The organism is Microbacterium sp. H37-C3 (assembly GCF_027157935.1).
GTDB lineage: Bacteria > Actinomycetota > Actinomycetes > Actinomycetales > Microbacteriaceae > Microbacterium > Microbacterium plantarum.
This window is the reverse complement of the sequence record NZ_JAPVLR010000005.1, coordinates 190,529-209,689: the sequence shown is the minus strand read 5'-3', so window position 1 is coordinate 209,689 and position 19,161 is coordinate 190,529. Positions and strand designations below refer to the sequence as shown.

The window sequence follows — 19,161 nt, the reverse complement described above, 5'->3', positions numbered from 1 at the left end:
GTGTCTGATTCATGATCAGTAGTCACGTTCATGATCAGTAGTCACGTCGCGCCCCGAAAACTCGGGATGACGTCGAAGTCCGACCAGAGGGCCTTCTCTACGACTGTGAACAATCGCTCGCCCTGTTCCAGCCACTCGCTGCGATGCTCGTCGGAACGCCGCGCTGTCGGAAAGACGTATCCCTCCTCGAACCGTTGCTGCCACAGCGTGAGGTCTCGGACCACGTCCTCGGGGAGGCGTCGAGCGACGTCATCCATAGCGTCGGTGTCTTCGGGCCAGAGCGGCACAACACAGCCGTATTCGGGCTCCATCCTGACCGTCCGCACCGCGCCGGCTTCTCGGCGACGCGAGCGATCGACAGCTTCCTCACCGGTCGCGAATTCGGGCACGATGACTTCTAACCACGTCTGCGGATCGACGATCGTCCTCTGCGTGCCCATGGGGTGATGCTACGAGCTTTAGCCGGCTGGCCGATCGTCGTTCACACCAAACCCCGGAAACGCCGAAGGCCTCCGCCGGTTTCCCGGTCGGAGGCCTTCGTCTCACTGTGCGCGAGGGGGGACTTGAACCCCCACGCCCTTGCGGGCACTGGCACCTGAAGCCAGCGCGTCTACCTATTCCGCCACTCGCGCGAGAACGTGTTTCCACGAACTCAACTTCCCGAGGATATCACGCCGATGACGGCTCCTGAGCCGCGATTCGAGCCCCAATGCATGGTCCGTTCAGCCTCGCTGACTACGATGAAGCAACCATCCGCCTGCCTGAGGAGCCCCGTGGGACTACTTGACAGCTTCGAGAAGGGTCTCGAGCGTGCCGTCAACGGCGCGTTCGCCAAGACCTTCCGCAGCGGCGTCCAGCCAGTGGAGATCGCCTCCGCCCTCCGCAGCGAACTCGATAAGAAGGCCGCCGTCGTCAGCCGCGACCGCATCCTCGTTCCGAACGCCTTCACGGTGCGCCTGTCCGACAACGACGCCGAGCGCATGAACGCGATCGGGCCCGCTCTCCTCGACGAACTCCGCGGTCTGGTCGAGAAGCACGCCAAGGCTCAGGGCTACTCGTTCTCGGGTGCCGTCTCGGTCTCCCTGCAGGACGACCCGCAGCTCTCGACCGGCACCGTCCGCGTCGACTCCAACTCCGATGCCGGGGCCCGCGTGTCGTGGCAGGCCGTGCTCGACATCGACGGCACGCGGCATCCGATCGTCGCAGCGCGCACCGTCATCGGACGCGGCAGCGACGCCGACATCACCATCCCGGATGCTGGAACCAGCCGGAAGCACGTCGAGATCCTCTGGGACGGCGAGCGCGCCATGGTGCGCGACCTCGGTTCCACCAACGGCACCCAGCTCAACGGCGCGCGGGTCAGCGAGGCCGCCCTGCCGTCGGAGGGCGTCGTGCGCATCGGTCGCACCGACATCGTCTTCCGCGTCGTCCCGCAGGCGCAGGCTCCCGCGCGGCCCCGGATGTCGGCGGCCGACGCGACCCGCATGTACGACACGCGAGGTGAGGTCCGATGAGTCCGCTCACCCTCCTGCTGCTGCAGATCGGCTTCCTGGTCCTGCTGTGGTTCTTCGTCTTCGCCGTCGTGTACTCGCTGCGCGCCGACCTGTTCGGCGTCAAGGTGCGCAAGCTCCCCGAGCCGGCGGCCGCCGGAGCCGCGCCGGCGGCGAGCCCCGCGGTCACCCGTCCGCCCACGTCATCTCCGGATGCCGCGACTGCCGCCGTCGGCGCGGTCGGCACCCCGGCCCCGGCAGGCAAGGGCGGAAAGGCGACGACCGACGCCGTGTCGCGCATCGTCATCACCAGCGGGCCCAAGGCCGGCCTCGAGCTTCCGCTCGGCTCCGAGCCGCTGACCATCGGCCGCTCGAGCGAGTCGGGTCTCGTCATCCGCGACGACTACACGTCGAGCCACCACGCGCGTCTGGTGCTGTGGGGAAATCAGTGGATGATCCAGGACCTCGACTCGACCAACGGCACGTGGCACGACGGCGAGCGCGTCGCTTCTCCGGTTCCGATCGTCGTGGGCGCGCCGATCAAGGTCGGCGCGACGACGTTCGAACTGCGGAAGTAGCCCGCACGTATGGTCTTCCAGGGCTCCAGCGCCGCCATCTCGCATACCGGGAAGGTGCGCTCCAACAACCAGGACTCGGGCTTCTGCGGTTCGAACCTGTTCGTCGTCGCCGATGGCATGGGCGGGCATGCCGGTGGTGACGTCGCCTCGAGCCTCGCGGTTCGACGGCTCGAGAGCCTCGACCAAGCGTTCTCCACGACCACCGAGGCCGAGGCCGCCCTGCGCGAGGCGCTGGCCGACACCGCTGCAGAGCTGATCAGCACCGTCAAGGTGCGCCCCGAGCTCGCCGGCATGGGCACGACCGTCAGCGCGCTCGTCATGGTCGACGAGTACGCGGTGATCGCGCACATCGGCGACTCGCGCCTGTACCTCTTCCGCGACGGGGCGCTCACCCAGATCACCACGGACCACACGTTCGTGCAGCGTCTGGTCGACTCGGGCCGCATCACCCCCGAAGAGGCCCGCTACCACCCGCGCCGTTCGGTGCTCATGCGTGTGCTCGGCGACATGGACCCCGATCCCGAGATCGACACGTTCATCATGCCCACGCAGCCCGGCGACCGGTGGCTGCTGTGCTCCGACGGACTGTCGGGCGTCGTCGACGACGCCCACACCGCGAAGGCACTCGGGCAGGGTTGGGCTCCGGGCCGCACGGCCGACAGCCTCCTCAAGCAGGCCCTCGACGGCGGTGCGCCCGACAACGTCACGATCGTCATCGTCGACGTCGGAGGCCAGCACCCGCTGTTCAGCGGACCACCGACGGTCGTGGGGTCGGCGTCGCACCCGCTCGGTATCGAGGTGCCCGCCGCTCGCCCGCAGCGCAGCAGCTGGCTGCATCCCGCTCGCCAGGCCGCGAACGAGCCCACGCACTTCGAGCCGGCCGCCGAGTTCCTCGAGGAGCTGATCGAGGAGGACCGCCGCCGCGCACGTCGCCGCCGGATCACCTGGTTCGCCGGCTTCATCGTCATCCTGGCGGCGATCGGGGTCGTGCTCTTCGGTGCCTACAGCTGGACGCAGACGCGCTACTTCGTCGGCGTCGACGAAGACACGGTCGTGATCTACCGCGGCATCCCGCCGAGCATCGGACCGATCTCGCTCTCCTCGCCCGAGGAGGACACCGGAATCCCGCTCGCCGACCTGGCTCCCTACCAGCTCGACCTGGTGAAGCAGACCATCTCAGCCGACTCGCTCGCCGAGGCCCAAGCCATCGTCGAGAATCTGCGCGTGGACGGAGGATCATCGTGACCGGCACCGCCGTCTCGGCCGACACCTCGGTCATCAAGGCGCTGCGCAAACTGCGGATGCCGCAGACGCAGCGCAACCGCGAGCTGGGCCTGCTCCTGTTCGCGTTCGTCATCAACGCCGCGGCCCTCGCCCTCGTGCAGCTCGGAAAGAACGGGGCGATCGACTCGTCGTTCCTGATCTACTGCGCCGTGCTCGACGCGCTCGCACTGGCCATCCACGTCGTGCTGCGCCTCCGGGCGCGCGACGCCGACCCGTTCGTGGTCCCGATCGCGACGCTCCTCTCGGGCATCGGCATCGCCATGATCTATCGGATCGACCTGGAGGGCACCTCAGCTGGCTGGGACATGCTGGCCGTGCGTCAGATCGTGTGGTGCGCGATCGCCCTCGTGGCAGCCCTCATCGTCGTCATCGCCCTGCGCAACTATCGTGTGCTGTTCCGGTACACCTACGTGTTCGGGTTCGCCGGCATCGCGCTGCTTCTCCTTCCGTTCGTCCCGGGCCTCGGCGTCGAAGCCGGCGCCGACGTCTGGGTGTCGATCGGCGGCATCGTGTCGTTCCAGCCCGGCGAGCTGGCGAAGATCGCCCTCGCGATCTTCTTCGCGGGCTACCTCGTCCGCACGCGCGAATCCCTCACATCGGTCGGAACTCGATTCCTCGGGGTGACCTGGCCGCGAGCTCGCGAGCTCGGTCCGGTCCTCGTGATCTGGGCGATCTCGCTGGGCATCATTGTGCTGCAGCGCGACCTCGGCACCGGAACCCTGATCTTCGGCATGTTCATCGCGATGCTCTACGTCGCGACCGGTAAGACCAGCTGGGTCATGATCGGCCTGAGCCTGGTTCTCGCCGGCGTGATCCTCGCCTCGCAGGTGCTCCCCTACGTCAACGGCCGCTTCCAGAACTGGCTGAACCCGTTCGACCCGAACAACGTCGACGCGGCCGGCGGAAGCTTCCAGCTCATCAACGGCCTGTACGGCCTCGCCAAGGGCGGCTTCATCGGCACGGGGCTCGGCCAGGGTCGCCCCTGGATGACGCCCTTGTCGCAGAGCGACTACATCTTCCCGAGCCTCGGTGAGGAGCTCGGCCTCATCGGCGTCTTCGCCCTGCTGTGCCTCTACATGGTGTTCACGAGCCGCGGCGTGCGCATCGGCCTCGCCGGTCAGGACGACTTCGGCAAGCTCCTCGCGACGGGCCTGTCGTTCACGATCGCGCTGCAGGTGTTCATCATGGTCGGCGGTGTGACCCGCGTCATCCCGCTGACGGGGCTGACGACACCGTTCCTGGCTGCCGGCGGCTCGTCCCTCGTGGCCAACTGGATCATCGTGGCCCTCCTCCTCCGCATCTCGGATGCGGTTCGCTCTCGACCCCGGGTGGTGATCGGATGACCAAGGAATTGCGACGACTCAGCTTCGTGATGCTGGCGATGTTCCTCGCCCTGTTCATCTCGACCAGCTGGATCCAGGTGATTCAGGCCCAGGCGCTCATCGAGAACCCGGGCAACCGGCGGACGCTGTACGACTCGTTCGAGGTGCAGCGCGGTTCGATCATCGCGGGCGGTTCGGTCGTGGCGGCATCCGTGCCGAGCGGCGACATCTACTCCTGGCAGCGCCAGTACACGGATGCCGCGATGTGGGCGCCCCTCACCGGCTGGATCAACCCGGTGCTCGGGTCGTCGTCGGGGATCGAGCAGATCATGAACCAGTCGCTCTCCGGCACCGACGACACCCAGTTCCTCGCTCGTCTCGAGCAGATCATCTCGGGCGCACCGGCGCGCGGATCGAACGTCCTGCTCACGGTGGACCCGAGAATCCAGCAGACGGCCTTCGACGCACTCCAGGGCTACGAGGGCGCCGTCGTCGCGAGCGACCCCTCGACCGGACGCATCCTCGCCATGGTCACGAGCCCGAGCTTCGACACCAACCTGCTGGCGTCGCACGACTCCGCCGGCGTCAACGCCGCGTACGACGAACTCGCGGCCGACCCGCTCAAGCCGCTCTTCAACCGCGCGATCGACGGCGATCTCAACCCGCCGGGATCGACGTTCAAGCTCGTCGTGGCCTCCGCCGCGCTGTCGTCGGGCAAGTACACGCCCGAGTCGACGTTCCCGAACCCGGCCACGTGGACCATCCCCGGCACGAGCAACACGTTGCACAACTTCGACCTCGGCACCTGTGGCCCCGGCGACACGGTCACTCTCGCGACCGCGCTGCGGCTCAGCTGCAATATCCCGATGGCCGAACTGGCTGTCGAGCTCGGCGACGACGCCATCCGCGAAGAGGCCGAGAAGTTCGGCTTCAACAGCGAGATGGAGATCCCGCTCGCGACCGCCGCGTCGCAGTACCCCCGCGGGCTGAACGACGCCCGCACGGCGCTCTCGGGGTTCGGTCAGGGGGACGTGACCGCGACGCCGCTGCAGATCAACCAGGTCTCGGCCGGCATCGCGAACGGCGGCATGGTGATGAAGCCGCAGCTTCTCGACTCCGTCGTCGCACCCGATCTGACCGTGCAGGAGAAGTTCGAGCCGAGCGAGTTCGGCCGTGCTCTCAGCAAGGATGTCGCCGAGCAGATGCGGACGCTCATGGTCGCCAATGTCCGTGACGGAGCGGCGAGCGGTGCAAGAATAGACGGCGTCGATGTCGCCGGAAAAACGGGCACTGCGGAGCACGGTCCAGGCGATCCGTACACGTTGTGGTTCACCGGCTTCGCGCCGGCGGACAACCCCCAGGTGGCCGTCACTGTGATGGTCGAGAACGGGGGCGGCCAGGGGCAGGCCGGGACGAGCAGCGGGATCGCAGCCCCCATTGCGAAGAAGGTTATCGAGGCGGTGCTGAACAGATGAGACCCATGCAAGGCGTGAGCTTCGGCGGGCGTTACGAACTGGATTCGCGGATCGCGATCGGCGGTATGGGCGAGGTGTGGGAAGCCACTGACCACGTCATCGGCCGCACCGTCGCGATCAAGATCCTCAAAGACGAGTACATGGGCGACCCCGGGTTCCTCGAGCGCTTCCGCGCCGAGGCCCGTCACGCAGCGCTCGTGAACCACGAGGGCATCGCGAGCGTCTTCGACTACGGCGAGGAGAACGGCAGCGCCTTCCTGGTGATGGAGCTGGTGCCCGGCGAGGCGCTGTCGACGATCCTCGAGCGCGAGGGCTCGCTGTCGTCCGACAAGACGCTCGACATCGTCGCCCAGACCGCCTCGGCGCTGCAGGCTGCGCACGCCGCGGGCCTCGTGCACCGCGACATCAAGCCCGGCAACCTGCTCATCACGCCCGACGGCCGTGTGAAGATCACCGACTTCGGTATCGCGCGTATCGCCGACCAGGTTCCGCTCACCGCGACCGGTCAGGTCATGGGCACCGTCCAGTACCTCTCCCCCGAGCAGGCCTCGGGGCACCCGGCCTCGCCGGCCACGGACATCTACTCGCTCGGCATCGTCGCGTACGAGTCCGTGGCGGGCAAGCGTCCGTTCACGGGCGAGTCGCAGGTCGCGATCGCCATGGCGCAGATCAACGAGCAGCCGCCGCCGCTGCCCGCCACGGTCTCCGACCCGGTGCAGAAGCTCATCCTCGCGATGATCGCGAAGAAGCCCGACGACCGTCCGGCATCCGCCTCGGCCGTCGCGCGCGCGGCATCCGCTCTTCGCCGTGGCGATCTCGCCGCGGCGCATGCCGCGGTGCCGGCGATCGCGGCCGGTGCGGGCACGAGCGACGTCACGCAGCTGATGCCCTCCGCAGGCGGCGACACGGCGACGTTGCTGCTCCCGGCCGGAGCCGCCGCTGCCGGGGCGGGCCTCGCGGCCGCGGGTGCGGCGGGCGCTGCGTCCGAAGCCGCTGCTGCGGACGACAACCTCGCCGAGACGCCGAAGCGCAAGCGCAGCCGGTGGACCTGGCCGCTCGTCGCGCTTATCGCCCTGCTCGTCATCGTGCTCGGCGGCACGCTGTTCGCCCTGCTCTCCGGAGGCGGCGACCCCGAGCCTGCGCCCTCGAGTCCGACGAGCTCGGCACCGTCGACCCCCGCGGACACTCCCTCGGCGCCCCCGAGCCCGAGTGGCCCCTCGACGATCAATGTCGACGGTCTCGGACTCACCGGCCGCTCGTGCGAGGACGCCCTCGCCGTCGCGGCACAGGCGGGCCTCGAGAACGTGACCTGCGCGCCGGGCAACCCGGCCCCGAGCGAGGACCAGATCGGCCAGGTCTACGAGGTCGTTCCGCTCGGCAACGTCAAGCCGACCGACTCGGTGACTCTGACCTCGTACGCCGAGCAGAGCCCCCTCGATGCGCCGGCGGCGCCGACGATCCAGTCGAACGGCCAGACCGTCACGAGCGTCACCGCACGATCGAGTGTGCAGGTCATGTGGTCGAGCTACTCTTGCCCGGCTGGGCTCACGCCCTCGGAGTACCGCTTCACCGTTTCGGGCGGCACCTTCGCCAACGGCCAGACCACCTCGAGCTTCAGCCTCAACCAGCGCCCCGCCACGGTCACCGTGGGCGACTCCGGCGCGCTGTCGGTGACGTACACCGTGACGTGCGCAGGCGAGAGCGGCGACCGGACGTCCCCCGTCTCCTCGGAGGCTGCCGCTACGATCCAGCCGGCTCAGTCGCCGCAGCCCAGTCAGCCGGGCAACGGCGGCAGCAACGGCGGCGGGAACGGCAACGGCGGCGGAAACGGCAGCGGAAGCGACGACTGATTCCGGTTCGGCCATGAGTCCCACATCCGAGTACGAGTCGAACGCAGGGAGTGACGTGTCGGCAGAGCAACGTGTGCTGTCAGGGCGCTACCGCATCGACGAGCCCATCGGGCGCGGCGGAATGGCGAGCGTGTACCGGGGGTACGACGTCACCCTCGGGCGTGACGTGGCGATCAAGGTGCTCAAGCGCGAGCTGGCCGACGACCCCGGCTTCCGCATGCGGTTCCGTCTCGAGGCGCAGGCCGCGTCGCGGATGGCCCACCCGTCGATCGTCCGTGTGTTCGACGCCGGTGAGGACACCGAGACCGACCCTGACGGCAGTGACCACTCCGTGCCGTACATCGTCATGGAGCTCGTGACGGGTCGACTGCTGAAGGACATGGTCGAAGCCGGCCCCATCAGCGAGTCGGATGCGGTGCGCTACGTCGACGGCATCCTCGAAGCCCTCGAGTACTCGCACCGCGCCGGGGTCGTGCACCGCGACATCAAGCCGGGCAACGTCATGATCACCGACGCCGGCACCGTGAAGGTCATGGACTTCGGCATCGCCCGGGCCGTTTCGGACTCGTCGTCGACGGTCGCGGAGACCACGGCGATCATCGGCACGGCGGCCTATTTCTCCCCCGAGCAGGCCAAGGGCGAGCCGGTCGACGCGCGCGCCGACCTCTACTCGACCGGTGTCGTGCTCTACGAACTGCTCACCGGGCGGGCGCCGTTTCGCGGCGAGACGCCGGTTGCCGTCGCCTACCAGCACGTGAGTGAAGCTCCCCTGCCGCCGTCGGAGATCGTCGAGAACGTGCCGCGTGCGCTGGATGCCGTCGTGCTGCGCGCTCTCGCGAAGAGCCCGTTCCAACGATTCCAGGACGCGACGGAGTTCCGGGCCGCGCTCGACCAGGCGGTCGGCGGCAAGCAGCCGACCAAGCGTCAGATGGGGGCCCTCGCGAGCGAGCTGTACGGGCCGGATCCGCGGCACGCGGCCGAGACGGCACGATCCCTGCGTCAGCTCAGCACCGACAACACGATGCGCCGCACGCAGTCCGGCCCGCCCGTCAGCTGGATCTGGGCCGGAGTGGCGGTGCTCGCCGCCCTGCTCATCGCGGTGCTCATCTGGGTCCTGGCATTCCGTGACACGACCACGACCGTGCCCAGTACGTCGCGGGTCGTGCCGGAGGTCGCCGGCAAGTCGTGGGACCTGGCGGAGAATCTCATCGAAGAAGCCGAGCTGGATCCGGTCCGTTCCGACCGCAGCGACGACGCGGTGCCACCGGGCGACGTCATCAGCACCGAGCCCGCAGCAGGCATCACCCTCTCGCCGGGCCAGCGCGTGACCGTCTACGTCTCGACGGGCCAAGAGATGGCTACCGTCCCGACCCTCCAGAACCTCTCACGCACCGAGGCGACCGAAGCTCTGCAACGTGCCGGGCTGCAGCTGGGCACCGTTCGATCGCGCAACGATCCGACCCTGCCTGCCGGCACGGTCATCGAGGCGTCGGCGCCCGAGGGCTCGGCTCTCGCCATGGGATCGTCGGTCAACCTCGTCGTCGCCAGCGGCACCGTGACCCTCGTCGACCTGACCGGGTACACCGTCGAGGCCGCCGAGCGCGAGCTGCAGCAGGAATCGCGTCAGCTGATCCCCGAGGTCGTCGAAGACCCGGGCTGCGCGGCAGCAGCGGGCGGTCGCACCGTCTCGTCGCAGTCGCTGGCACCGGGCGAGGTCCCGATCGGATCGACCGTCACGCTCCGGGTCTGCACCGGCAGCTGAGACCCGCGCCTCACCGGCTCCGGCGCACCGGTTCAGGTGACGGTTGCATCCCGTCGATGCGGGTGCAACCGCGCTCCGCGCTCCTGCGCGCCGTTCAGTCCGACCGACGCCAACCAGTTCCCCAGCATCCGGTAGCCGCCATCGGTCAGCACGGATTCGGGATGGAACTGCACGCCGACGACGGGTGCGTCACGGTGGGCGATCGCCATGACCGTGCCGCCCGGCGCGCGCGCGGTGACCCGCAGCTCGGTGGGCACCGTCGCGGCGTCGACGGCGAGAGAGTGGTACCTGCCCGCCGTAAATGTCGTCGGCACGCCCTCGAACAGGAAAGACCCGTCGTGTCGCACGTCCGACGTCATCCCGTGCATGAGTTCCGGCGCCTCCCCCACCGTCGCGCCGAACGCGACCGCGATGGCCTGATGCCCGAGACACACCCCGAGCAGCGGAACCGCGGATGCCGCGGCTGCGCGCACGACGTCGATCGAGGCGCCCGCATCCTCCGGAGTGCCCGGTCCCGGCGACACGAGGACGCCGTCGAAGCCCGCCATCACGTGTGTGGGGTCGCTCACGGCATCCGACTCCACCATCTCGGTCCCGGCGCCGAGCTCATGGAGATAGCCGACCAGAGTGTGGATGAAGCTGTCGTGATTGTCGATCACGAGGATCGCGGTCACCCGACCGTCGACTCCTCGCCCGGCGCGAAGAACGGCGCGATGGCGGGGAACACCCAGAAGAACAGGGCATAGACGACCGCAGCCGCGAGGATGAGCAGGAAGAACAGCCGGAGCCACCAGGGTCCGGGGAGAACTCGCCACAGTGCTCCGTACATCAGGCGGAGACTCCCTCTGTCAGCGACGCCGGCGGACCCGCCGAGGTCGGGGTGAACTCTTCGAAGACCGCGTACGAGATGATGCGCTCGAGCATGTTGAGTTTCGGGGCGCAGCTCGTGAGGGTGAGGTACTTGCCGTTGGCGCTGAGGTCGACCTGCTGGGGAACCGGGTTGAGTACCTCGATCGCGGTGTCCTGCACGTACTCGACGTTGCGGAATCGGTAGGTGTACCAGCCGTCTTGGGTCTGGATGACAATGGCGTCGCCGACCACGAGCCGGTCGACCGGGTCGAAGGGCGCACCCGAGGTCCACCGGTGCGCGGCGACAGCCATGTTGCCGTCGGCGCCCGGCATCGCGGAACCCTCGTAGTGACCGATGTGGCCCTTGTCGAGGATCGCCTTCTTCGCCGTGCCGTTCGCGATGGTGAATTGCCAGTCGGGACCGAAACGCGGGATGTACATGATGCCGAACTCCGCGCCCGGCTCGGGCTCGGCGAGCACGGGAATCGCGGCAGGGTCCGCCGGCTCGGGCTCCCCAGTAGGCGTCTCGGCCGGCGTCGGAGACTCTTCGGCCTGGGTCTGCCACTGCTGCGCGAGCGCCGCGGCCTCCGCCTGCTTCTGCGATCCGATGATCATGTCGCCGAACCACATCTGCCAGCTCACGAAGAGCAGCATCACCACACCGGCGGTCAGAAGGAGCTCGCCGAAGACGCTGATCACACTCACGCGTCGCCGCGGGCGCGACGGCGAGCGACGTGAGCGTCGGGACGACGTGCGAGTGCTCTCCACAGTCGCAGAGTTTAGCCCGCAGCCCTGGGGGCGATCGCAGAGAACGGCACTATTTCACCCGATGATCGGCCGACGGGTGAACCGGTGACCCGATCGGCGCTGCCCAGGATGCTCGAAGTCCGACGGCTAGGATTCTCCCATGGCATCTTCCAGCGACCACGACGACCCGACCGTGGAGCGACGCCCCGCAGATGACGCACCTAACCCGGTCTGGTTCAAGCCGATCATGCTGGGACTGATGCTCATCGGACTCGTGTGGGTGCTCGTCTTCTATCTCAGCAACTCCACTCTTCCCGTGCCCGGCATCGGGGGTTGGAACCTGGTGATCGGCTTCGGCATCGCCTTCGTGGGCTTCCTCATGACCACGCGGTGGCGCTGACCGGTTGTCCACATGGGGTGAATCACACCGGTGTGATTCCATCCCCACCTGGGGATAGACCTGTGGATAACTTTCGTCAGTAGAGGGCGAGCGGCACCGCGAGCAGAGCGACCAGCCCGGCGGCGGTGGCCCCGAGCAGCCAGATCTGCAAGCGCTGACGGCGAATCGTCCGCGTGCGCGCGAAGATGAACCCGATGAATGCGCCCACGGCCAGGCCGCCGACGTGCGCCTGCCACGAGATCTGCGTGCCGCCGCCTCCTCCGAGCCCGCTCAGGAGCAGCGGCAGGAACGTGATGACGAGGTTGATCCCCAGAACCACGGCGATTCCCGTGATGTTCGCGCCGATGTGACGGCCGATCACCAGCAGAGCTCCGAAGAGCCCGAAGATCGCGCCGGATGCTCCGACGACAGCCGATGAGAATCCGAACAGCACGACAGCGACGGATCCGCCGAGGCCGCTGAGCAGATAGAGCGCGAGAAAGCGGCCACGGCCGAGCATCGGCTCGAGGCTGCGCCCCAGCATCCAGAGCGCGAGCATGTTGAGCCCGACATGCCAGAAGCCGCTGTGGACGAGCAGCACGGTGAACAGCCGCCACGGCTCGAAGGTGCCGCTGAACCCCGGATAAAGCAGCGGCGGGTACATCGCCAGGGTCGATGTGACCACGGACCCCAGGCCCGGGATGAGTCCGACGATGAACACGAAGAACGTCACGCCGATGATCCCGTACGTAACCAACGGGCGGGAGTCGTCGGAGCGCACCACACGCAGGACGCGCGGCGCGCGGCGGGGACGCGGCGCGTCCGAGCTCTTCTGCTGATCACGCAGACATTCGGGGCAGATCACTCCGACGGGCATCTGGGTCTGGCACTCCGCGCAGATCGTGCGCAGGCACCGCTGGCAGAGCACGAAGCTCTGCCGATCGGGATGCCGGTAACAGAAGTTGTCGGGGTTGCTCCGCAGCTCGGACGCGCTCACGTACCGCTCAGACCGTGACGACGTCGACCGACGAGATGACCACCGGGTCGACCGGACGGTCCTGTGCGCCGGTCTTCACCGAGGCGATCGTGTCAACGACCTGGCGCGACGCGTCATCCGCGACCTCGCCGAAGATGGTGTGCTTGCCCTGCAGCCAGGGAGTGGGGTCGGTGGTGATGAAGAACTGCGAGCCGTTCGTGCCCTCGGCCTTGCCGGTGATCGCGTTGCGGCGCAGGCCCGCGTTCGCCATCGCGAGGATGTAGGGCTTCTGGAAGTCCAGCTCGGGGCTGATCTCGTCGTCGAAGTTGTAGCCGGGGCCGCCGATGCCCTGACCGAGCGGGTCGCCGCCCTGGATCATGAAGTTCGGGATGATGCGGTGGAAGATGACGTCGGTGTAGAGGGGGCCCTCGCCGGGCTTGCCCGTGGCGGGGTTGGTCCACTCCTGCGAACCGTCGGCGAGACCGATGAAGTTCTTCACCGTGCGGGGGGCCTGGTCGCCGAAAAGGTTGACGACGATGTCGCCGTGGTTGGTGTGGATCGTCGCTACTGCAGTGTGCTGAGGCATGTGTGCCATTCTCGCACCTGTCAATGCCCTGCTGGCTGGAGCGCTCTCTGGCAAGATGAGGGAAAACGTCCCACGATGCAGGGAGGGCCCACGTGAGCCTCAGCCGCAAGCGCAAGAAGCAACTCCGCAAGCTCCAGAAGCAGGCGAACACCCTGTGGGAGTCGCAGCAGGTCCTGATGGGAGAGGCCGCCAAAGTCGCACGCGACGCCGGCCACCAGCTGGGCAACTACAACCGCGAGCACGTCAAGCCCGCCGTTCAGAACACCTATGAGCAGTACGCCGCGCCGTACGTCGACAAGAGCGTCCGCGCGACCCGCAAGGTCTACAACGGCGCTCTCATCCCCGCCGCCGGCGCCGTCGTGGGCGGCGCACTCTCCGTGTGGGATGCGGCGAACGACACCCGTGGACGCCTCGCCCACGGCCGTGGTGTCGACCTCGACCTCTCCTCGGTGAAGAAGAACGCCGCCAAGTACGGCAAGAAGGCGACGAAGAAGTTCCAGTCGCGTGCCGCTCTGCCCGAGCCGAAGAAGAAGCGCGGCGCCGGTGGCGTCATCGCTCTGATCCTCGGCGTCACCGCCGCCGCCGGCGTGCTCTACGCCGCCTGGCAGACGCTCCGCGCGGACGACGAGCTGTGGGTTGCCGACGACCCGCTGCGCGCTCCCGACGCCTGAATCGGATGACCGAAGATCTCGAGCCCACGTCTCGGGTTCGCCTCGCGGCGGCCGAGCGTGGGCTCGATGTCGTCATTCGGCCGCGTCCGGATGCCGCCAGCCTCGATGAGGCCGCCGCGCTCCTCGGTCTCGAACCCGACGACATCGTCAAGACACTCGTGGTCAAGCGGAGTGACGACAGCTACCTGTTCGCGCTCGTCCCGGGCGACCGGGTGATCTCGTGGCCGAAGCTCCGCGCCCTCGTGGGGGTCAACAAGCTGCGCCTGCCCGAGCCCGAGCTCGCCCTCGCGGCGACCGGGTACGAACGCGGCACGATCGTGCCGATCGGCAGCACCCATGACTGGCCGGTCTTCGCCGATTCGTCCATCGCGGGCCGACGCATCGCGATGGGCGCCGGCGCGCACGGCTACAGCCTGTTCGTCGACGCCGACGCTCTCATCGCCGCCTACGCCGCCACGGTCGCCGACATCACGGAACCGCGTTCGCGCTGACGGGTCGCTCCCGATCGTCGCGCGGGGTCACCGCGTGAGAGAACGTCCGGCCCCTAAGCGCAGGACGACGTGGACGCGCAACTCGTCGACGTCGTACTGCAACACGACGACGTCGAGCACGAGCAGGTCGAGGTGGTGCTGCATGCGCTGCTCGTCGTGCTCGTCGAAGCCGCCGAGAGATCGTCGGTCATGGCGAGGTCGTACACCTCGAATGTCTCGACCTCCAGCGCCGCCATTTCGGCCCGCAGCATCGTCATGGTGCCATCCTTTCGTCGTCGCGATCTAAGAGAACGTCATTCCGAATACAGTCGACGAGGCGATCAGACACAGCACGGCGATGATCGCGAAGACCGCCTTCTGACCGCTCGACCTGCTCGTGACCGCGGCGACACCCGCCGCGAATGCGCCGATCATTCCGACGAAGGCGAGCGTGCGGGCCGCTCCGACGTCGGCGAAGCCGAAGTGCAGCACAGACGCGGCGACGGCGCTCGCAACTCCGATCACAGCGCCGACGGCCGCGAATCGCTGGAGACCGCGCGGGTGGATAGATTTTTCAGTCGTCATTTCGGCTTTCTCCCTGTCATCGGATGTCACGCGCACGGAACACCACCGCCGCCACGCCCGCGCTGAGGATGCACCATGCGACGAGCACGAGGATCGCGATCCCCAGGGGGGCGTCGGGGACGCCGCCCGGCATGGTGGCGATACCGGCGGCGTCTGCGAGGACCGCGGACGCCCCGCTGATGAGCCCGACGCGCACGGGCGCCAACACGGTGGCCACCGCCGCAAGCCCGTGAACCATCTGCTCGACGACAAGCGCCCACAGCACGCCGATCGCGATGCTGGCCGCGAGCGAACGGGTAACGATACCCAGCATGAAGCCGAACATCGCCCAGGCCACGGCAATCAGCCAGGAAGCCGCGGTGTCGGCGACGATCGCGACAGCGTTCCATCGCATCGACGCTCCGTCGATGGCCGAGAAGACGACGGCGCACACGGCGGCCGTGACCATCGACAGCACGATGACGACGGAGACCAGCAGGAGGAGCGCCGTGAGCTTACCCACCAGCACGGTAGCGCGCTCGGGCACGCGGCTCAGAGTGAGACGGAGGATTCCCGATCTCTCGTCTCCGGCTGCCATGAGCGCGCCGAGGATGATCAGCACCGGGGCTCCGTACATCGGAAGCGAGCCGAGGACGGCCGCAGACGCTGCGTCCGTGCTCAGACTCGCTTTCATCGCGTCGCGTTGCCCGTCGGTGAGGCCGTCGACGGTCTCCGCGACGACGAAGTTCGCGAGGTAGGCGAAGAGCACGATCTGGAGAAGCCAGACGATGGGCAGGACGGTGAAAGCCCTACGGTGCCGCATCCCGTACAGCTCTGCATCCACCGTGGACATCATGAGCTCCTCCGTTCGTCGGCCGCGGTCATCTGCAGGAAGACATCTTCCAGAGAGCGGTGGTCCCGCCGGACACCCGTCACATCCACTCCGGCCGAAACCAGGGCCACCGTGACCGACGCCGAGATGTCCTTCGCCGCGACGACCTCGACGCCCTCGCCGGTAGGCCGGACCTCGTCGACCTCCGCGTGCGAGCGCAGTACGTCGAGCGCAGCCTCGACGTCGGTGGTCGTCACGATGATTTTCGGCGCCTCCCCGTGCGCAGCTTCGATCTCGGCAGGGGTGCCGATCGCGATGATCCGCCCGTGGTGGAGCACCGCCACGCGATCGCACACGTGGGCGACCTCGGCGAGCAGATGGCTGGACAGCAGCACCGAGCGGCCCCGCTGCGACTGCGCGCGGATCAGATCGCGCATCGCCGAAATACCGGCGGGATCGAGCCCGTTGGTCGGCTCGTCGAGAATCAGCAGCTCTGGTTCTCCGAGCAGCGCGGCGGCGAGTCCGAGGCGCTGCTTCATCCCGAGCGAATACGTCCTGAAAACGTCATCCCCGCGATCACCCAGCTCGACCGCCTCCAGCGCGGTGTCGACGGCTGTCCGGGCGAGGCCGGCGTACTTGGCGATGAGCACGAGGTTCTGGCGCCCCGTCATACCGGGGTAGAAGGCCGGGCCCTCGATCATCGTGCCCACTCTCCGCAGCACGTCGTTGCTCAGCGTCGCACTCCCGAGTACCGAGAACGAACCGCTGCTCGGTCGCGCGAGACCGACGAGCATCCGCATGAACGTCGTCTTCCCGGCGCCGTTGAGACCGACGAACCCATAGACCTCGCCCCGTCTCACCTGCAGGCTGACGGCGTCAACCGCGGTCCCGCGGCGGAAGGTCTTCGTCAACGCGGTCGTGCTGATCGCGTTGTCCGTGTCGCTGATCGTCATGTCTGACCCCATCTCTTCGATATCGGTGTCCTGGTGCCCGTCTGCGCCCTGCGCTTGGCCCGCGTCCGCCGCGTCGCCAGCACCCCGATGGCGAAGGTTGCCAGCACCCCGCTGCACACCACGACTACCGCGGGCCACGGACCGAGCAGCGGTTGGAGGGCCAGATATCCCGCGACCGCGAATCCGAACACCATCGCGCTCATGAACAGGAGCGAGAAGAGGCCGTACACCAGCGACGCGGTTCGGTGGCCGGATTCCCGACTGCCCGCTTCGCGGCTGCGACGTGCGAGGCCGACCAGCGCCGCTCGTGAGGAAGCCTCGAGATCGAAGGCGCCGAGAGTGTGCATGAGCGCGTAGTAGCCGTCCATGTGAAAGAGCGGGACGAGATTGATCAGGCCGGTGAGCAGACCGAACGTCATCATCGCCGCACAGACGGTGGCGAGCGTCCCGTCGGCGACGAGCGACAGCGGCCAGAACGGTAGACACACCGCGACGGATACCGTCACGCCCGCGAGAGCCACCCTCACCCTGCGGGAGCGATCGTGGAAGAGCATCGTGTCGTCGACCTTGCAATAGGGCGAGATGAACGGAAATCGCCACATGACGCCGATCTCGATGTCACGCGCCCCGTAGGCCCACGCCGTCGCGCCGTGAGCAAGCTCATGAAGAACGAGGGAGGCCCACATGACGACGATGAAGACGGCGATCGCCACCGGATCCGTCCAGAGCGACCGGGCGGCGGGCCAGAGCACATCCCAGTTGGAGCTGACATGAACAACCAGCGCGGCCGCGGCCACCCAGACCAGCAGCCAGACGGCGAGATGATCGAGCACCCGCACCGCGACGGCCATGCGGCGAAGGATCCGATCCGCCTTCACGATCGGCATCCGGGCGTGCAGCCATGTGCGAGCCTCTCCGCGTTCTCGCTCTCGGGCGTCTCGCAGGCTCTGCAGCTGGACCGGCGTAGCCGACCCCACCAGGAGGCCTCGCTGAGCGAGCAGTCCGAGCAGGGAATTCCACAGCGGCTCGGTGAGTCGCCGTTCGTAATGCTCGATGAACTCGTCTTCCAGCTGGTCGACGGTGCGCACGCCGTCCATACGTGAAACAAGGAATTGCTCGTGCTCGCCGATGCGGAAATACCATCCCGTCCGCGCATCGTGCATCACGAAGCGTGTCGACGGAACATCCCAGAGGCCGGGACCGATGCGCACATCATCGACCAGCTGCGGGCGCGCATCGCGCAGCAGGTCGAGAGTGTCGCCGCCATTCATCGGTCGGCCCCTGTCCCCCCGAACATGAACTGCAGGTCGGTGCTGGCGGAATCGGCTCCACCCTGAGTGAGGGCATGCTCGATGAGGTAGGCGATGTAACACTCGTCGATGATGCTCACCCCCAGACGGTTGTTCGTCATGTGCAGATACCCACTGAGGAGAGCCTGTGCCCCCGTCGTGATGTCGACGGGGATCGTGCCGCCGTCCGGGCCGAGCGGGAACGTGAGCTCTCCCCTGTCGGCGACAGCAGAAAGCGTGTCGTGAAGGTCGATGCAGTGCTCGGCCCATTCCTTCAAGAAGCCGTTCAGTTCATCGGTATCCCTGCGAGCGGCAGCCTCGTACACCGTGCCGAGGTGTTCGCGCAGACCGCCCTGCATGGTGTCGAACGCTCGAGCGTATGCATCGTGGCGCGGCGCCGCCTCGCCCGAGCCCGATCGCTCCCAGTACGTGCGGTATGCCGACAGGAAGAGCGCCGATCGGTCGATGTCGTCCTGGAACACGCCCAGCATCACCGTCATCAGCTGCGCGGAAAGCCCGAACAGCACCGATCGCACGTGCACATTCGTCGTCTCCACGAGCGTGCGCACCAGGTCGCTGGATGCCTCGAAGTGCTTCTCCGCCACGCTGATCGCCTCGGTACCCCCATATCGTCCGACTTCGGGCTCGTAGCGCATGACGACGTAGCTGTTGTTCGGGCGCATAGGCATGGAGCCGGTCTCTCCGTACAGCTCATTCCACTGCTGCTCGTCGTATTCGCCGAGGAACATCTCCTTGAACAGGCCGGACGTCTCACGCTCGTCCATCTCGTAGAGAGCAGGACGGTCGTCGAGGAACGCGTCGAGAGCCGAGAACAGCCGGTCGACGACCATCTGCTGATCGCCCATACGTCTCGGCTTGAGTCGCACGCGCAGATGCGGCCCCTCCATCCAGTACCTGATGAAGAACCACGATTCCAGCAGCCCGTCTCGGCGAAGCCCGTCGATGACAGGTCCAACGGCGTCGACGAGCAACGGGTGGTTGTTGCTCGAATAGTAGACGTGCACGGCAATCCATTCGCCGGCGGCATCTGGATCCACCACGGGGGGCAATTCGGCCTCGACGG

21 protein-coding genes and 1 tRNA gene are annotated in these 19,161 nt (G+C 67.6%); 11 read left to right on the top strand and 11 right to left on the bottom strand.

Features of this window, described 5'->3' with window-relative positions:
• Positions 1-41: 41 nt before the first annotated feature.
• Positions 42-440 (bottom strand): hypothetical protein, encoded by a 399-nt coding sequence (locus tag O1W71_RS14100; protein WP_269268445.1) that lies wholly within the window; start codon positions 438-440, stop codon positions 42-44.
• Between the two features lie 108 nt (positions 441-548).
• Positions 549-632: transfer RNA gene (locus O1W71_RS14095), tRNA-Leu, on the bottom strand.
• 141 nt (positions 633-773) lie between these two features.
• Between O1W71_RS14095 and O1W71_RS14090 the strand changes: the two genes are divergently transcribed.
• From O1W71_RS14090 to pknB, 7 genes are read left to right on the top strand one after another with little or no spacing between them, the layout of a single operon-like run.
• A complete protein-coding gene (locus O1W71_RS14090) occupies positions 774-1,514 on the top strand; it encodes an FhaA domain-containing protein (protein ID WP_269268444.1) in 741 nt (246 codons plus the stop codon).
• Positions 1,511-2,068, top strand: a complete 558-nt coding sequence (locus O1W71_RS14085) for an FHA domain-containing protein FhaB/FipA (protein WP_269268443.1) — start codon at positions 1,511-1,513, stop codon at positions 2,066-2,068. The genes O1W71_RS14090 and O1W71_RS14085 overlap by 4 nt, the downstream gene beginning before the upstream one ends.
• Before the next feature lie 9 nt (positions 2,069-2,077).
• Entirely contained in the window at positions 2,078-3,313 is a 1,236-nt protein-coding gene (locus tag O1W71_RS14080) for a PP2C family protein-serine/threonine phosphatase (RefSeq protein WP_112615549.1), read from the top strand.
• Positions 3,314-3,369: 56 nt separating this feature from the next.
• Positions 3,370-4,695 (top strand): FtsW/RodA/SpoVE family cell cycle protein, encoded by a 1,326-nt coding sequence (locus O1W71_RS14075; RefSeq protein WP_112616917.1) that lies wholly within the window; start codon positions 3,370-3,372, stop codon positions 4,693-4,695.
• Positions 4,692-6,149: a peptidoglycan D,D-transpeptidase FtsI family protein gene (locus O1W71_RS14070; protein WP_269268442.1), complete on the top strand. Its 1,458-nt coding sequence runs from the start codon at positions 4,692-4,694 to the stop codon at positions 6,147-6,149. The genes O1W71_RS14075 and O1W71_RS14070 overlap by 4 nt, the downstream gene beginning before the upstream one ends.
• Positions 6,146-7,999, top strand: a complete 1,854-nt coding sequence (locus tag O1W71_RS14065) for a serine/threonine-protein kinase (protein ID WP_269268441.1) — start codon at positions 6,146-6,148, stop codon at positions 7,997-7,999. Before O1W71_RS14070 ends, O1W71_RS14065 begins: the two co-directional genes overlap by 4 nt.
• Before the next feature lie 13 nt (positions 8,000-8,012).
• A complete protein-coding gene (pknB, locus tag O1W71_RS14060; protein WP_269268440.1) occupies positions 8,013-9,761 on the top strand; it encodes a Stk1 family PASTA domain-containing Ser/Thr kinase in 1,749 nt (582 codons plus the stop codon).
• 32 nt (positions 9,762-9,793) lie between these two features.
• On the opposite strand, the gene O1W71_RS14055 is transcribed toward pknB, so the two are convergent.
• Genes O1W71_RS14055 through O1W71_RS14045 form a run of 3 tightly spaced genes read right to left on the bottom strand, consistent with a single transcriptional unit; the run spans position 9,794 to position 11,315 of the window.
• On the bottom strand, positions 9,794-10,435 hold the full coding sequence (locus tag O1W71_RS14055; protein ID WP_269268439.1) for an anthranilate synthase component II: 642 nt from the start codon (positions 10,433-10,435) through the stop codon (positions 9,794-9,796).
• The gene (locus tag O1W71_RS14050) at positions 10,432-10,590 is read right to left on the bottom strand and encodes a hypothetical protein (protein WP_181574158.1); all 159 of its coding nucleotides are present in this window, start codon (positions 10,588-10,590) and stop codon (positions 10,432-10,434) included. The genes O1W71_RS14055 and O1W71_RS14050 overlap by 4 nt, the downstream gene beginning before the upstream one ends.
• Positions 10,590-11,315, bottom strand: a complete 726-nt coding sequence (locus O1W71_RS14045; protein ID WP_269268438.1) for a class E sortase — start codon at positions 11,313-11,315, stop codon at positions 10,590-10,592. The genes O1W71_RS14050 and O1W71_RS14045 overlap by 1 nt, the downstream gene beginning before the upstream one ends.
• Positions 11,316-11,517: 202 nt before the next feature.
• On the opposite strand from O1W71_RS14045, the gene O1W71_RS14040 reads away from it, so the two are divergent.
• On the top strand, positions 11,518-11,757 hold the full coding sequence (locus O1W71_RS14040) for a cell division protein CrgA (protein ID WP_023953414.1): 240 nt from the start codon (positions 11,518-11,520) through the stop codon (positions 11,755-11,757).
• A gap of 76 nt (positions 11,758-11,833) precedes the next feature.
• Here the strand turns inward: O1W71_RS14040 and O1W71_RS14035 are convergent, their stop codons facing one another.
• Together O1W71_RS14035 and O1W71_RS14030 are read right to left on the bottom strand one after the other, a co-directional pair.
• A complete protein-coding gene (locus O1W71_RS14035; RefSeq protein WP_269268436.1) occupies positions 11,834-12,733 on the bottom strand; it encodes a rhomboid family intramembrane serine protease in 900 nt (299 codons plus the stop codon).
• A 7-nt stretch (positions 12,734-12,740) separates the two neighbouring features.
• A complete protein-coding gene (locus tag O1W71_RS14030) occupies positions 12,741-13,298 on the bottom strand; it encodes a peptidylprolyl isomerase (protein ID WP_269268435.1) in 558 nt (185 codons plus the stop codon).
• Between the two features lie 92 nt (positions 13,299-13,390).
• Here O1W71_RS14030 and O1W71_RS14025 point away from each other — a divergent pair, with 92 nt between their 5' ends.
• The 3 genes from O1W71_RS14025 to O1W71_RS14015 all read left to right on the top strand — a co-directional run bounded on the left by O1W71_RS14025 (position 13,391) and on the right by O1W71_RS14015 (position 15,090).
• Positions 13,391-13,969: a DNA helicase gene (locus O1W71_RS14025; protein WP_112615535.1), complete on the top strand. Its 579-nt coding sequence runs from the start codon at positions 13,391-13,393 to the stop codon at positions 13,967-13,969.
• Positions 13,970-13,974: 5 nt separating this feature from the next.
• On the top strand, positions 13,975-14,460 hold the full coding sequence (locus tag O1W71_RS14020) for an aminoacyl-tRNA deacylase (protein WP_269268434.1): 486 nt from the start codon (positions 13,975-13,977) through the stop codon (positions 14,458-14,460).
• Between the two features lie 69 nt (positions 14,461-14,529).
• Positions 14,530-15,090, top strand: a complete 561-nt coding sequence (locus O1W71_RS14015) for a hypothetical protein (RefSeq protein WP_269268433.1) — start codon at positions 14,530-14,532, stop codon at positions 15,088-15,090.
• On the opposite strand, the gene O1W71_RS14010 is transcribed toward O1W71_RS14015, so the two are convergent.
• The 4 genes from O1W71_RS14010 to O1W71_RS13995 are packed head-to-tail and all read right to left on the bottom strand — an operon-like array spanning position 15,041 to position 19,138.
• Entirely contained in the window at positions 15,041-15,856 is an 816-nt protein-coding gene (locus O1W71_RS14010) for an ABC transporter permease subunit (protein WP_269268432.1), read from the bottom strand. The two genes, O1W71_RS14015 and O1W71_RS14010, sit on opposite strands and share 50 nt — an antisense overlap.
• Positions 15,856-16,788 carry an ABC transporter ATP-binding protein gene (locus tag O1W71_RS14005; RefSeq protein WP_269268431.1) on the bottom strand — a complete coding sequence of 311 codons (933 nt, stop codon included), beginning with the start codon at positions 16,786-16,788 and terminating at the stop codon, positions 15,856-15,858. Before O1W71_RS14005 ends, O1W71_RS14010 begins: the two co-directional genes overlap by 1 nt.
• On the bottom strand, positions 16,785-18,059 hold the full coding sequence (locus O1W71_RS14000) for a metalloprotease (protein WP_269268430.1): 1,275 nt from the start codon (positions 18,057-18,059) through the stop codon (positions 16,785-16,787). Before O1W71_RS14000 ends, O1W71_RS14005 begins: the two co-directional genes overlap by 4 nt.
• Positions 18,056-19,138: a thiopeptide-type bacteriocin biosynthesis protein gene (locus O1W71_RS13995; protein ID WP_269268429.1), complete on the bottom strand. Its 1,083-nt coding sequence runs from the start codon at positions 19,136-19,138 to the stop codon at positions 18,056-18,058. Before O1W71_RS13995 ends, O1W71_RS14000 begins: the two co-directional genes overlap by 4 nt.
• Between the last annotated feature and the right edge of the window lie 23 nt (positions 19,139-19,161).